The following is a 12,402-nucleotide window of genomic DNA, read 5'->3' on the forward strand; positions in this document are numbered from 1 at the left end:
ATGCTTGGTCTCAACAAAGCTGACGCCCGTCTATACCTGATCGTCGTCGCCATGCTGGTTCTTGCACCGTTCCTTCTGAACCCCTTTCCCGAGGGGTCCGGTATGGCGCAATTCAACGCGGGCTATCCCGACCTGATGCAAAAGCTGGTGATCTTCGGCATCTTTGCGGTGGGCTACAACATCCTATTCGGCCTCACCGGATACCTCTCGTTCGGTCACGCGGCCTTCCTGGGCATCGGGTCTTTCTCGGGTGTGTGGGTGATGAAGCTGCTGACGATGAACGTCATCCCGGCGCTTCTGGTCGCTATGCTGGTTTCGGGCGTCTTTGCGCTGGCGATCGGGTACGTGTCCTTGCGGCGCTCGGGCATCTACTTCTCGATCCTGACGCTGGCCTTCGCGCAGATGTGCTACAGCCTCGCCTATTCGGTGCTGACACCCATCACCGGCGGTGAGACGGGCCTGACCTTGTCGCTGGATGATCCTCGGATCCTTGGCGTGAGCCAGACCGAGACCGGCAACATCCCGGTTCCGAACCTCTTCGGGCTCGATATGAGCGCCGCCACGACTATCGATGTGGGGGCGTGGAACTTCACCTTCAGCGCGGGCTACTACTTCGCTGCGGTGATCATGGGCTTTGCCTTCTACTTCTCGATCCGTCTGTTCCGGTCGCCTTTCGGCCTGATGCTGCGGGCGATCAAATCGAACCAGACCCGGATGAGCTATACTGGTCTGAACCCGCGTCCCTACACCTTGGCGGCCTTCGTGATCTCCGGCATGTATGCCGGTCTTGCGGGCGGCCTGATGGTGGCGATGGATCCGCTGGCCGGGTCCGAGCGGATGCTTTGGACGGCGTCGGGTGAGGTTGTCTTGATGACCATCCTTGGCGGCGCGGGCACCTTGATCGGCCCGATCCTGGGGGCGGGCGTCATCGCCTATCTGGAGTCCATCATCTCCACCATCGGCTCGACCGTTCTGTACAACTGGTTCAGTGGCCTGCCCGAGGGATTGTCCACGTTCCTCGTGAATATCATCTATCCCTTCGTGGGCTCTGGCTGGCACCTGACGCTGGGTTTGGTCTTCATGCTGGTGGTGATCTTCCTGCCGGGCGGCATCGTCGAGGGCGGCAAGCGCATCGGCGGCATATTCCGGCGCAAGAACAACGAGCCATCTGACACCAAGACCGCCGCAGAGCCGGGCGAATAGGAGAACACGGGTATGGGTATCCTTGAAGTAACGGGCGTGAACAAACGCTTCGGCGGCCTGCAGGCCTTGGGGGATGTGAACCTCAATGTGCAAGAAGGCGTTTGTCACGCGATCATCGGCCCCAACGGGGCCGGTAAATCGACACTGCTCAACGTGTTGGTCGGAAAGCTGATCCCCGACAGCGGAACGGTCACGTTTGACGGCCAGAGCGTTCTGGGGCGCAAGCCGCACCAGATCAACCAGATGGGCATCAGCCGCGTGTTCCAGACGCCCGAGATCTTCGCCGATCAGACGGTGTTGGAAAACGTCTTGATCCCGTGCTTCGCGGGCCGCGATGGATCATTCCGGATGCATGCCTACGAATCCGTCGGCCAGGAGACGGACATCGTCACCCAGGCGATGGAAATGCTGCGCGAAGTGAATATGGAGAAGAAGACCGAGATGCTGGCAGGCTCGCTATCTCGCGGGGACAAAAGGCGGTTGGAGATGGCGATGTCGCTGGTCCAGAACCCCCGGCTGCTACTGCTCGATGAGCCGACGGCAGGCATGGCGCGGGCTGATACGAACAACACCATCGACCTGCTCAAGGAAATTCGGACCAACCGCAACATCACGATGTGCATCATCGAGCATGACATGCACGTGGTCTTCAGCCTTGCGGACCGGATCACGGTTCTGGCTCAGGGCACGCCGCTGGTCGAAGACATTCCAGAGAATATCAAAGGCCACCCCAAAGTTCGCGAAGCCTATCTTGGCGATGCAGAGGTTTGAGTTCTGTTCGCTAGACCTGGGGCTGCCCGCCTGATCGGAGATCATACATGACTACCACTGCACCATTCGATCCCAACGCCAACCATGCCTCCACGGCGCCTGCGTTTCTGTCGGTTTGGGAACTCGATGCATACTACGGCGAAAGCTACATCGTCCAAAAGGTCAGCTTCAATGTCCACGAGGGTGAGATCCTGGCCCTTCTGGGCCGAAACGGCGCAGGCAAGACCTCGACCTTGCGCGCAATTGCGCGCGTCGACGATCCCGAGGTGCGCCATGGCGAGGTTTGGCTGGACCACAAGCCGCTCCACGAGATGAAAAGCTTTCAGGCCGCTGGCGCGGGCGTGGCGCTGGTGCCCGAGGATCGCCGGATCATTCCGGGCCTGACGGTGGAAGAGAACCTGAGGTTGGCACAGATCGCCCCGCCCCATGGCTGGTCGTTAGATCGTATCTACGAGCTGTTCCCGCGATTGGGCGAGCGGCGCAAGCAAGAGGGTGTGACGCTTTCGGGCGGCGAGCAGCAGATGCTTGCGATTGCGCGGGCCTTGGCGCGCGACATCAAGATTCTGCTGCTGGACGAGCCCTACGAGGGCCTCGCGCCGGTTATCGTGCAGGAAATCGCCAAGACCCTGAACATGATCCGTGACCAAGGCATCACGACAATCATCGTGGAGCAGAATGCCGTCGCTGCCCTGAAACTCGCTGATCGGGCCGTGATCCTCGATACCGGCAGCGTCGTTTTTGACGGCGATGCCAAGGAAGTGCTGGAAAATCAGGCCCTGCGCGAGGAATACCTCGCGATCTGAGGGGGCCTTTGACGCGACCCCATAAACCGCGCCGGAAAGATCCCGCGCGGTTTTTTCATGCCTTCGCGGTGGATGACACCGACGCGCGTGCTTCCGCCGCAGTGCCGTACTGCGGCAGGTCCGCCGAAGTCTTGCCGTGGGCGGCCATCAGGGTATCGCGGACGTAGGCGATGTGAGCAGTTTCCTCGATGATCTCGGCCAGATACTGGGCGGCCATCAGGCTTGACCCGACACCGATGGTACCATGGTTGGCCAGCACGGCAGCGCGAATACTGGGGTCGCGGAACACCGGGCTGATCTCGACCTCGGTCTGGGGGCCGCCATTGGCAGACAGCGGGATCAGGGGCATGCGTCCGATCTTTTCGATGGTTTGCACCGTCAGGCACGGGATCTCGATCCCGGCCGAAGCATAGCCCGTGGCCCAGGGGCTGTGACAATGGACAATCGCGTTGATGTCGTCGCGGATGCGATACAGATCAAGATGGAAATCCAGATCCTTGGAGGGCTTTAACGCGACTTCCGAGGGCAAGATCGTCCCGTCCAGCATCACCACCTGAAGGTTTTCTTGCGTACACTCATTGAACCCTGCGCCCGACGGTTTGATCACGATCGCATCCCGCCGTGCCAGCCGCGCCGAGAGGTTGCCGCCCGCATTGGTCTGCAAGTCCGCCACGAAGCAGCGCTTTGCGGTGGCGATAAGGGCGTCCATCACCTCGGATAGGTCGGGGAACTCAGACATGTTGGGTCCTTTGGGTTGTCGCCGTATTCAGCGCGTTTTCAAGGGCCCGGATGACCGCACGTGCGGTTTCGGGCGTATTGATTTGGCGGGGCAGGCGGGTCACGTCGAAAGCCCGCGCGTTTGCCTCCAGCACGTCAGCCGCGACATTGCGCAGGTTTGGATCTTCGATGGCGCCGCCGGGACGGTCTTCGTGGCTGAACCCGCCCATGGGGACGAGGACGCGGCACGGGGCTGTAGCTGCGTTCAGGGCCTCGGCCAGGGCCTTGGCCTGGTCCGCCATCTCATCCTCGGTCAGCTTGACATGGGTGAACTGGCCAGAATGACGGTAATGGGCGCGCGCCAAGTGGGCCGTCGAGAGTGTCTCGACCGCGCCCAGGCCGATGAAGTTCAACGCGCCGGGCAGAACCACGCGGGGCAGGGCGTTAGCGCAGGAAAACCGCGCAGGCATCGGCACATGGGCGCCAGCCAATCGGAGGCGGCCCAATTCCTGCACGCCGAGGTCGATGACGGCTTTTGCCGTCCCCTCTGCCACGAAGCGCGTGAAAGCCGCGCCGCCGTAGCCGTTGGCGTGAAAGACCGTGGCCTCGCGGCCCGTTTCGGCCAGCAGGCGCGTAACCTCAACGCCCGCTCGGTTGGTCGCGCCCAGGGTCGTGACGGCAACCGACAGCGCATCACTGCGCGGGGCCCGCGGTGCGGCACAAAGGCCCGCCACGGCAGCGGCGGTGTTCTCGAACACCTGCCTGAGCGCCGGGTTCAGCCCTTCGATATCGCAAAGCGTCGGGATCAGGGTGATCGCGGTATCGGCCAAAGCCGCGCGCGGGTCGAAGGCCAGCGTTGTGATCAGCAGTTTGGGGTAGGCGGCGGGCAGCCCCTTGAGGGCCGCCAGCACGATCTCTCCGCCGGTGCCACCGCCGACGCCAAGGGCCACGTCGCATGCCCCGCAGCGCGCTGCGATCCGGGTGGCGGCGATCTGGGCCTTCTCGGCCATGCGCGCCAGCTTCTCGGTGCCTGACCAGATGACCCCGCCCGAGCCAAGGGACACGTCGACTTCTTCCACGTCCACTCCGTTGCGCGGCAGCGCATCGGCCAGGTACCCGAGTTCGGCCTGCTTGGTCTCGAACGTGCCGATCAGAAGAACGCGCGCCATCGTGTCAGCCCTTCACGGCCCCCGCCGTCATGCCGGTTATGATGTGGCGCGACGCGAACAGGGTAAAGAGGATCGGTGGGATCGCCAACAGCATGCCCGTGGCCATGATGGTGCCCGACCCGTCGAATTCCGAGGCGTTGTTCACGATCAGAATGGCCACGGTCATCGTGTCCCGATCGGCAAGGGCAGAGGCCAGAAGATATTCGTTTCACGCGATGCGGAAGGTGAAAATGGAGACGGCCGCAAGACCTGGCTTGATCAGCGGCAGGACGACGAGGAAGAAAACCAGGAACGGCCCCGCACCATCGACGCGGGCGGCTTCCTCCAGGCTGCGCGGGACTTGGACGATGAACGATTGCAGGATCCAGATCACGAAGGGCAGGTTCATCGCCACATAGACCAGGATGATGCCCGAGTGCGTGCCCGCAAGGCAGACGTCGCCGCGCCCGCCCACCATATCGCGGATCCACGCCCCGAGGCCGTAGTCATTGTCGAGGCAGAATGAGTTGTTCCAAAGCCCGAACACCGGAACCAGCAGCACCGCGGGCGGGATCATACGAACGGCGAGGGTAGTCAAAGACAGGCTGTCACGCCCCATGAACTTGAACCGCACCAGCGCGTAGGCGGCCATGTACCCGAAGACCAGTGTCAGCGCGGTAGAGACCAACGCGATGATCAGTGAGTTGATGAACGCGCCCCCGAACCGGATTGTGCAAAAGCGCAGATGGTCGGGCTCGTACCAAAGGATATCGCACAGTGCGTTTTCGTAGTTGCGGATCGTGGGCATGAACAGCAGGCCACCGGCGCCGCTGGTGATGTCCACGTCCAGCTTGAACGAATTCACCAGCAACAAGATCACCGGGCCGATGGACATGAAGATCAGAATACCGATCAGCACGTAGTAGGCGGGGTTCTGACGGTCATAGTTGGTGTCGGCCATCTGCTAACCCTCCTGCTCTGCGGCGAATTTGATGCGCCGCGCCCGGGCCTCTTGCCAGCGGGTGAAGGCGAGAATGCCAAGAGTCAGAACCATCAATAGCATCAGCAGATAGTTCGGCATGGCGGCGGCTTCCCCCGGTTCCCGGAACTCTCGGGCGGTGCGGGCGATGCGCAGGGCGAGGATCTCGGTGCTCAGGCCGGGGCCACCGCCGGTCAGCACCAGGATCACCTCCAGCACCTTGAAGGCATCGATCAGGCGCAACAGCATCGTGACGATCAAGACCGGTGCCATCAGCGGCAGCTTGATGTGGATGATCTGCTGCCATCCCGTCGCACCGTCGATGCGCGCGGCCTCCAGGGCCGAGCGGGGCATGGACTGCAACGCGGCCAGTGACAGGATGAAGATGAACGGTGTCCATTGCCAGATATCGGCGATGATCACCGACAGCAGCGGGTTTTGTCTCAGCCAGTCAACCGTCGGCAGGCCCACCGACTCCAGGAACCGGTTGAACGTGCCGTAGGTGGCGTGGAACATGTAGCGCCAGACAAGGCCCACGACGACAGGGGCGATCATCATCGGCAGGATAAACAGGGTGCGCAACACGCTCATGCCGCGAATGTTGCGGTCCAGCAGCAGCGCCAATCCGACACTGATGACCATCTCGGCGGCGACGACCGTGAACGCGAGTATCAAGGTGACCGAGAAGCTTTCCCAGAAACTCGCGTCCATCCACAGGCGGACATAGTTGGCCATACCAACGAATTCGGTCTCGGATATGCTCTGGCTTGGGTCCCAGGAGCGGAAGCTGCCCCAGACCATGTAGCCGATGGGGTAGAACAGCGCGAGGATTATGATCAGCGCGGCGGGCGCGACGAACAGGTAGGGCGTGAGGCGATTGAGGTTTTGGCGCTGTGACACGTCGGCGTCGTCTTCTGCTACGGCTGTTGACTAGGGTGGTCCGCGCGCCTGACGCGCGCGGACCGATCGGCACTACTGCCAGGTGTAGTAGCCTTCTTCTTCCATCAGCGTGCGCGTCCGCTCGGCGATGCCATCAAGGGCTTCCTGCGGGTCCAGACCCTCGGTCAGGACCTGGGACATCGTGGTGCCGATGTCTGCGTTGATCCGGCCCCATGGCGGGATAATCGGACGCCAGTCCGGGTCGGCATCGGCCAACGCCTCACCAAACGTCGCGGACCAGGGGTACGGCGCGTTCAGCTCTTCATTGGCGTAGGTCGAGAACCGCGACGGGTTGCCGCCCGCCATGGCCACGGCCAGGTCGCCCTCGCGCGATGTCAACCACTGCATCAGCAGGAACGCCGCTTCCGGGTTCGCGCCGTTGCGCGGGATCGCAAGGCCGAAGCCGCCGGTCTGGGATGCGCAGGCGGTGCCGCAAGGATGCGGTGCCATCCGACGTTACCGACCACGGTGGACCGGCTTTCATCTTCGAAGGTGGCCGCAAAGGCGATGGAGTCGATGAACATCGCGGCTTGGCCTTGAGCGAAGGCGTTGGCCGCCTCGCTTGGGCCGAACGCGCTGGACCCTTCAGGACCACATTCCACGATGGTCCGCAGGGCTTCCGCCGCCGCAACGCCTTCGGGCGAGTTGATGGTCGGCTCCCAACCATCTCCGAACACGCGGCCACCAAGGGGGGCCAAGTGCAACAGGAAAGCGGGCGACGCCTGATGGCCGGAGGCCGCGCGGGGCGCGACGCCACCCATTCCGGGCATGGCTTCGGGAATGGCGCAGGCCTGATCCAGCAGCGTGTCGTAATCCTGCGCGGGTTCAAGCCCCAGCTCTTCGAAACCGTCCGTCCGGTAATACATCACCGAGGTCTCGGACCCGAAGGGTAATCCGTAAAGGGAGCCGGTCGGGCCGGGCAGATAGCCCCGCTCGCCACCGGCCACGCCGATGTTCTGGACGTAGCCGTCGATCAGGTCCTCGGCGTCATAGTTCGGGTCGGCCAGGCGCGGGTTCATGAAGAACGGCGCAAGGTTCAAGATCTGATCCGCGTAGACGTAATCGGCCTTGGAGAAGACCACATAGGCGATCAGGTCGTAGGCACCTTCGTCACAAGGGAAAGCTCCAGCGTCTGACGCTCGCGCATGTCGAGGTAGGGGAGCATGTCGACTTCGACCTCGATCCCGGTCTCTTCGGTGAACTGCGGCAGGACTTCCAATACGGCATTGTAATGCGGATGCGCGGGGAAGTTCACGATCAGTGTCTCCCCCGCGTAGGGGGCATAGGGCCCCTCTTGCGCCACGGCGGTACCCGCAAGGGCACCCCCCGCGAGCATCGTGGATGTCATCAGAGTCTTCAGCATACCTTTTCCTCCCAAGTTGCTGATTATCGGCGGCGTCCTGAAGCGCCGCTTCCGTTTTCGGATCGAACAGATGCAGCCCCTCCGGCCGCACCTTGAAACGCAGGGTTTCTCCAAGCGCTATGGGTGTTTCTGATTTCAACTCGACCGTCACTTTTGCGTCGCCACAGGCGCAGATCAGAACTGACTGCGCGCCGATGTATTCGGACACGACGACGTTCAGTTCGATGGATTGGTCCATCGCGGCATCCGCGTCGAACTCCAGGTCGCTGGGGCGCACCCCCAGGGTCGCCTTGCTGTGCGCCTTCTGCTTCGCGCGGTGGGCCAGAGCTTCGGGCAGGCGGATGTCGAAGCCGTCGCCTTTTGCATGCAAGGCCCCATCATGCTCGATCAGGTCAGCGTCGAGAAAATTCATCGGGGGCGAGCCAAGGAAGCCCGCCACGAACTTGTTGACTGGGTTCTTGAACAATTCCGCCGGCGTACCCTGCTGTTGAATATAGCCACCGTTCATCACCACAATCCGGTCGGCCAGCGTCATCGCTTCGATCTGGTCGTGGGTGACATAAACCATGTTCTTCTTCACGTTCTGGCGCATCAGCGCCAGTTCGACCCGCATCTGTCCGCGCAGCTTGGCGTCGAGGTTGCTGAGGGGTTCGTCGAACAGCAAAGTGCCTGCGTCCCGGCACAGCGCACGCCCCATGGCAACGCTCTGGCGCTGACCGCCGGGAAGCTCGCCGGGTTTGCGCCCAAGGAATGGTGAAAGGCCAATCATTTCAGCGACCTCGCCGACCTCCTTGTCAATCTCGGCCTGCGGGCGCTTTTGCAGCCGGAGAGAGAAGGACATGTTCCGCGTGACGTTCATGTGGGGGTAAAGCGCGTAATCCTGGAACACCATGGCGATGTCCCGGTCCTTGGGGTCGAAAGTGCTGATCGCTTTTCCATCCATATAGATCTCGCCGTCCGAAACCGCCTCAAGCCCCGCAAGCATGCGGAGGGTCGCGGATTTCCCACAGCCGGAGCGGCCGACGAGCACGGTGAATTCATGCTCGGCCATGTCGAGATCGATCACATGAAGGACCTCCACGGCGCCATAGCGCTTCACCAGCTTGTCGAGATGGATGTTTGGCATCGATTCCCTCTTCCGCTGTTCGTCATAGCATTCTGTATGCAAAGTGAATTGTAAATATCCAAATTGTTGTGATTCCCTCTGGAAAGGGATAGGACTCGGGTGGAATTATCTCGAAAGGCGCCTGTGTCATGGCAAGAACTTCTGCGCAGCCCCCCAATCAAACGCTGACGAAAATGCGTGGCTCGACTGTGGGCCGTATCGAGGCGGCCTTGACGCAAGCGATCGCGGCGGGGGAGTTGGCCCCGGGGGAGCGTATCGACGAAGTGACCTTGACCGAACGCTTCGGCGTGTCGCGCACCCCTGTGCGCGAAGCGCTGTCGCGATTGGTTGCTCAAGGCCTCCTGATCCCGGGCGAGAAAAGGGGCGTGCGCGTCGCCGATTACACCCGGGAGCAATTGGCGCAAATCTTTGAAGCCATGCATGAAATTGAGGCTGCTTGCGCCCGTGTGGCGACGCAAAGGCTGTCGCTCTTGGCCCGCGTTGAGATCGAGGCCGCGCAGGCCGAATGCATTGCTGCGGCCAAAGCCGGAGACCGCGCGGCTTACCTGAAAGCGAATGAGGCGTTTCACCTGACGATCTACCGCGTCACGGGCAATCCCTACATGGCTGAAATCGCATCAGAGTTCCGTAATCGCACCGGTGCGGCCCGGGCGAAGAAGTTCGCGACCCCTGAAGATCTTCTCGCGTCCGCCCAGAGTCACGAGGACCTTATTGCTCTTATTTTCTCGGAGGATTCCGAAGCCGCTTCGGACGGTATGCGCGCCCACATGGCCCAAAGCTTCCGCGCGACTTTGGCTGCGAACTAACGCTACGGTTGTTTTTCGGGCTGCATTTGTACACGAGTCTGTCAGTTTGTATGCAAAAATGAATCGTGCAGCGAAGGAAGACCCCCCATGGCGTAGAAGAGACCAAGATTTATCCGATCAACACCGGTTGGCTTAAACCTGATCTTGAAGCATACATCTTTTGGAAAGGGACGGCGGGTAAGAAGATCTGGAACCCCGTCTATTGCCACTACGTCGACACCGGCACCCACAAGATCCTGATCGATACCGCCAGCACATTCCGGGCTTCAAGTTCTACTTCGGGGACATGCCTGCGGGCACCACGTCAAAGGCCGCCCCGGCCCTGACGCCGGAGGAGGCTTGGGACTACCTCGCCAGCCTTGTGCCGACTACGCCAGATTGAAACCCCATGACGAAAGTCATTGAAAATCTGTCGGATATTTCTGATCGCTTTGATGCGATCGTTCTGTATCAATGGGGCGTGCTGCATGACGGCACCACGCTCTATCCGGGTGCAATTACGGCGCTTTGCGGGGTGAACAAGCGGCTGGCGGTCCTGTCCAACTCGGGCAAACGCGCTGGCCCGAATGCCTCGCGGATTACCGGGATGGGGTTCCCCGAACGGATGTTCGAATGTGTCATGACCTTGGGTGAGGCCCTGTGGCAGGGCATCGCTACCGGACGCGTGGCGCATCGAATCCTGTGCCCGATCACGCGCGGGCCGGGTGATGCGGAAACGTGGGTCAAGGGGCTCGATGTGGTGTTGACACCAGACGTCGCCGCCGCTGATGCGGTCTTGCTGATGGGCTTGCCGGATCGTGACGCCGACGCGGCTGAACAGATCCTTGCGGCGGCGCCACTGCGTTTGGGCATGGCGGTAACGTCCCTTGGCACCACCTTGGCGATCAAACTGCTTGGCCCGGATCGCATCGATGCCCCCGAGATCGGGCTTTATTCCCATCGGCTTGGGGAGGGCTGGTTAGTGGGCGGTACCTCCAACACCGGGGGCGCGTGCTATTGCAAGCTTTCGATCCAGGGCAACTTGCGGCTCTGACCGAGCAGATCGACGCGGGCGTGGCTTTAGGCCTCGACTACTATCCGCTTCCTAAGCCCGGAGAGCGCTTTCCAATCAACGACCCGGCGCTGGCGCCCCGCATGACGCCCCGCCCCAGTGATGACGTTGCCTATTTGCACGGTCTGCTGGAAGGCATCGCCTGGATCGAGCGGCAGTGTTACGAGGCCATGGTCGCGCGCGGCGCTGTCTGGCCCGAGGCCGTATTCACGGCCGGCGGCGGCGCGTCGAACCCCACATGGACCGCGATCCGAGAGCGGGTTCTTGGCATGCCACTTGCCCCCGCGCAGCATGCGGAGGCCGCCGTCGGCACCGCGCGGCTGATCCAGTCCCGAATCTAGCGAGGCGCCGGGCCAAGGCTTTCGCGCCGATAGACCTCTGCCTTCAACTCTTCGGCCTCGATCGGTGTCCCGCCTTGCAAAAAGCCGATCAGGGCGCGGGCGGCTTTGCGCCCCATTTCGCGGTGCGGGACGTGGACCGTTGTCAACTTCGGGTAGGCCACTTGCGCCAATTCGATGTCGTCAAACCCCACGATGGAGACGTCGCCCGGGACGTCTACCCCCAGGTCCCGGGCACGCCCCAAGGCGCCGACGGCCAGCACGTCGTTGCCGCACAATACCGCCGTTGGGGGCTGGCTTTCCTGCATCAGGCTTGCGAAGGCCGCGCCCCCTGTATCGATGCCGTAGGGCGTTTCGATGACGCGCAGATCGTCGTCGGCCAGACCCGCCGCGCCCATGGCGTCACGGATGCCCTGCAAACGCGCGGCGGCGCGGTCGTTGCTGGCGGTTTCCGCCGTGATCACCGCCAGGCGTCGATGGCCGAGGCGTAGTACCTCTTTTGCCATTTTCTCCATCGACCGGCGGTTATCGAACCCGACAGAGGGGCGGGGGCCGTTGGCGGCGTAGGCCCATGTCACCAGTGCGGGAACGTTCTGGGCCTCTAGAAACTGGTAGATCGCGGGGTCGCGCTGATACCCAACCAACAACAACGCGTCGGCCCCGCGCGCCACGAGTGAGCGGATCTGGCTTTCTTCCAGGTCCATCCGGTAGGATGAACTGGCCACCATCAGGTTGTAGCCGTGATCGTTCAGCTCTTCTTGGAAGGCTTGAATGCCGCGCGCGAAGATCGCGTTCTCCATTGTCGGGATGATCGCGCCGATCGTGTTGGTGCGCTGCGCTGCCATCGCGCGGGCGCCGAAGTTGGGCGAATAGCCCAGGTCCGCGATTGCCGCCATGACCGTCATGCGGGTCTTGTCAGAGACCTGATCGGGGAAATTCAGGCACCGCGACACGGTCGCCGTCGAAAAGCCCGAGCGTTTCGCGACATCGGAAAGCGTGGGGGCGGGGCGGGTTGGCATCATCGAGCAGAGGGTCCTTGGGAAACATATTTCAATTTAGTAAAATGTAATGGCTTGCATGGGCATAATGTAAGCGCTTACAAAAGGTCAAATGGAATCGCAGGGGTGCAGGTGCCCCGAACCGTCTTCCGCCCAGAGA

The 12,402-nt window shown here is 62.0% G+C and carries 14 protein-coding genes; 6 read left to right on the plus strand and 8 right to left on the minus strand.

The features are described from left to right. The 3 genes from KUL25_RS00575 to KUL25_RS00585 are packed head-to-tail and all read left to right on the plus strand — an operon-like array spanning position 1 to position 2,777. Positions 1–1,203: a branched-chain amino acid ABC transporter permease gene (locus KUL25_RS00575; RefSeq protein ID WP_257891138.1), complete on the plus strand. Its 1,203-nt coding sequence runs from the start codon at positions 1–3 to the stop codon at positions 1,201–1,203. Between the two features lie 12 nt (positions 1,204–1,215). Beyond that, entirely contained in the window at positions 1,216–1,974 is a 759-nt protein-coding gene (locus KUL25_RS00580) for an ABC transporter ATP-binding protein (RefSeq protein WP_257891139.1), read from the plus strand. 47 nt (positions 1,975–2,021) lie between these two features. Then, positions 2,022–2,777 carry an ABC transporter ATP-binding protein gene (locus KUL25_RS00585; protein WP_068356508.1) on the plus strand — a complete coding sequence of 252 codons (756 nt, stop codon included), beginning with the start codon at positions 2,022–2,024 and terminating at the stop codon, positions 2,775–2,777. A 55-nt stretch (positions 2,778–2,832) separates the two neighbouring features. Here KUL25_RS00585 and KUL25_RS00590 read toward each other — a convergent pair whose 3' ends face one another. The 7 genes from KUL25_RS00590 to KUL25_RS00620 all read right to left on the minus strand — a co-directional run bounded on the left by KUL25_RS00590 (position 2,833) and on the right by KUL25_RS00620 (position 9,049). Beyond that, complete coding sequence (locus KUL25_RS00590) at positions 2,833–3,516, minus strand: class II aldolase/adducin family protein (RefSeq protein WP_257891140.1); 684 nt, start codon at positions 3,514–3,516, stop codon at positions 2,833–2,835. Continuing rightward, complete coding sequence (locus KUL25_RS00595; RefSeq protein ID WP_257891141.1) at positions 3,509–4,663, minus strand: Tm-1-like ATP-binding domain-containing protein; 1,155 nt, start codon at positions 4,661–4,663, stop codon at positions 3,509–3,511. The genes KUL25_RS00590 and KUL25_RS00595 overlap by 8 nt, the downstream gene beginning before the upstream one ends. 4 nt (positions 4,664–4,667) lie before the next feature. After that, entirely contained in the window at positions 4,668–4,829 is a 162-nt protein-coding gene (locus tag KUL25_RS00600; RefSeq protein ID WP_257891142.1) for a hypothetical protein, read from the minus strand. Positions 4,830–4,871: 42 nt separating this feature from the next. Beyond that, positions 4,872–5,603 carry a carbohydrate ABC transporter permease gene (locus tag KUL25_RS00605; RefSeq protein WP_257891143.1) on the minus strand — a complete coding sequence of 244 codons (732 nt, stop codon included), beginning with the start codon at positions 5,601–5,603 and terminating at the stop codon, positions 4,872–4,874. Positions 5,604–5,606: 3 nt separating this feature from the next. Next, positions 5,607–6,521, minus strand: a complete 915-nt coding sequence (locus KUL25_RS00610; RefSeq protein ID WP_257891144.1) for a carbohydrate ABC transporter permease — start codon at positions 6,519–6,521, stop codon at positions 5,607–5,609. A gap of 72 nt (positions 6,522–6,593) precedes the next feature. Next, complete coding sequence (locus tag KUL25_RS00615) at positions 6,594–6,908, minus strand: type 2 periplasmic-binding domain-containing protein (protein ID WP_257891145.1); 315 nt, start codon at positions 6,906–6,908, stop codon at positions 6,594–6,596. Continuing rightward, a complete protein-coding gene (locus KUL25_RS00620) occupies positions 6,908–9,049 on the minus strand; it encodes an extracellular solute-binding protein (protein ID WP_257891146.1) in 2,142 nt (713 codons plus the stop codon). Before KUL25_RS00620 ends, KUL25_RS00615 begins: the two co-directional genes overlap by 1 nt. Before the next feature lie 128 nt (positions 9,050–9,177). Between KUL25_RS00620 and KUL25_RS00625 the strand changes: the two genes are divergently transcribed. The 3 genes from KUL25_RS00625 (at position 9,178) to KUL25_RS00635 (ending at position 11,247) form a co-directional block, all read left to right on the plus strand. After that, positions 9,178–9,855 carry a GntR family transcriptional regulator gene (locus tag KUL25_RS00625; protein WP_257891147.1) on the plus strand — a complete coding sequence of 226 codons (678 nt, stop codon included), beginning with the start codon at positions 9,178–9,180 and terminating at the stop codon, positions 9,853–9,855. Positions 9,856–10,243: 388 nt separating this feature from the next. Beyond that, a complete protein-coding gene (locus tag KUL25_RS00630) occupies positions 10,244–10,888 on the plus strand; it encodes an HAD family hydrolase (RefSeq protein ID WP_257891148.1) in 645 nt (214 codons plus the stop codon). Then, complete coding sequence (locus KUL25_RS00635) at positions 10,852–11,247, plus strand: FGGY-family carbohydrate kinase (protein WP_257891149.1); 396 nt, start codon at positions 10,852–10,854, stop codon at positions 11,245–11,247. The genes KUL25_RS00630 and KUL25_RS00635 overlap by 37 nt, the downstream gene beginning before the upstream one ends. Here KUL25_RS00635 and KUL25_RS00640 read toward each other — a convergent pair. Next, the gene (locus tag KUL25_RS00640) at positions 11,244–12,266 is read right to left on the minus strand and encodes a LacI family DNA-binding transcriptional regulator (protein WP_257891150.1); all 1,023 of its coding nucleotides are present in this window, start codon (positions 12,264–12,266) and stop codon (positions 11,244–11,246) included. The two genes, KUL25_RS00635 and KUL25_RS00640, sit on opposite strands and share 4 nt — an antisense overlap. Positions 12,267–12,402 lie beyond the last annotated feature (136 nt).

This window comes from Gymnodinialimonas phycosphaerae (assembly GCF_019195455.1).
Taxonomy (GTDB): domain Bacteria; phylum Pseudomonadota; class Alphaproteobacteria; order Rhodobacterales; family Rhodobacteraceae; genus Gymnodinialimonas; species Gymnodinialimonas phycosphaerae.

Bases quoted from the DNA above. Each gene is read 5' to 3' on its own strand.
- KUL25_RS00630 (WP_257891148.1), top strand. From the start codon at position 10,244: ATGACGAAAGTCATTGAAAATCTGTCGGATATTTCTGATCGCTTTGAT.
- KUL25_RS00575 (WP_257891138.1), top strand. From the start codon at position 1: ATGCTTGGTCTCAACAAAGCTGACGCCCGTCTATACCTGATCGTCGTC.
- KUL25_RS00615 (WP_257891145.1), bottom strand. From the start codon at position 6,908: ATGCAGTGGTTGACATCGCGCGAGGGCGACCTGGCCGTGGCCATGGCG.
- KUL25_RS00625 (WP_257891147.1), top strand. From the start codon at position 9,178: ATGGCAAGAACTTCTGCGCAGCCCCCCAATCAAACGCTGACGAAAATG.
- KUL25_RS00590 (WP_257891140.1), bottom strand. From the start codon at position 3,516: ATGTCTGAGTTCCCCGACCTATCCGAGGTGATGGACGCCCTTATCGCC.
- KUL25_RS00595 (WP_257891141.1), bottom strand. From the start codon at position 4,663: ATGGCGCGCGTTCTTCTGATCGGCACGTTCGAGACCAAGCAGGCCGAA.
- KUL25_RS00605 (WP_257891143.1), bottom strand. From the start codon at position 5,603: ATGGCCGACACCAACTATGACCGTCAGAACCCCGCCTACTACGTGCTG.
- KUL25_RS00580 (WP_257891139.1), top strand. From the start codon at position 1,216: ATGGGTATCCTTGAAGTAACGGGCGTGAACAAACGCTTCGGCGGCCTG.
- KUL25_RS00585 (WP_068356508.1), top strand. From the start codon at position 2,022: ATGACTACCACTGCACCATTCGATCCCAACGCCAACCATGCCTCCACG.
- KUL25_RS00640 (WP_257891150.1), bottom strand. From the start codon at position 12,266: ATGATGCCAACCCGCCCCGCCCCCACGCTTTCCGATGTCGCGAAACGC.
- KUL25_RS00620 (WP_257891146.1), bottom strand. From the start codon at position 9,049: ATGCCAAACATCCATCTCGACAAGCTGGTGAAGCGCTATGGCGCCGTG.
- KUL25_RS00600 (WP_257891142.1), bottom strand. From the start codon at position 4,829: ATGACCGTGGCCATTCTGATCGTGAACAACGCCTCGGAATTCGACGGG.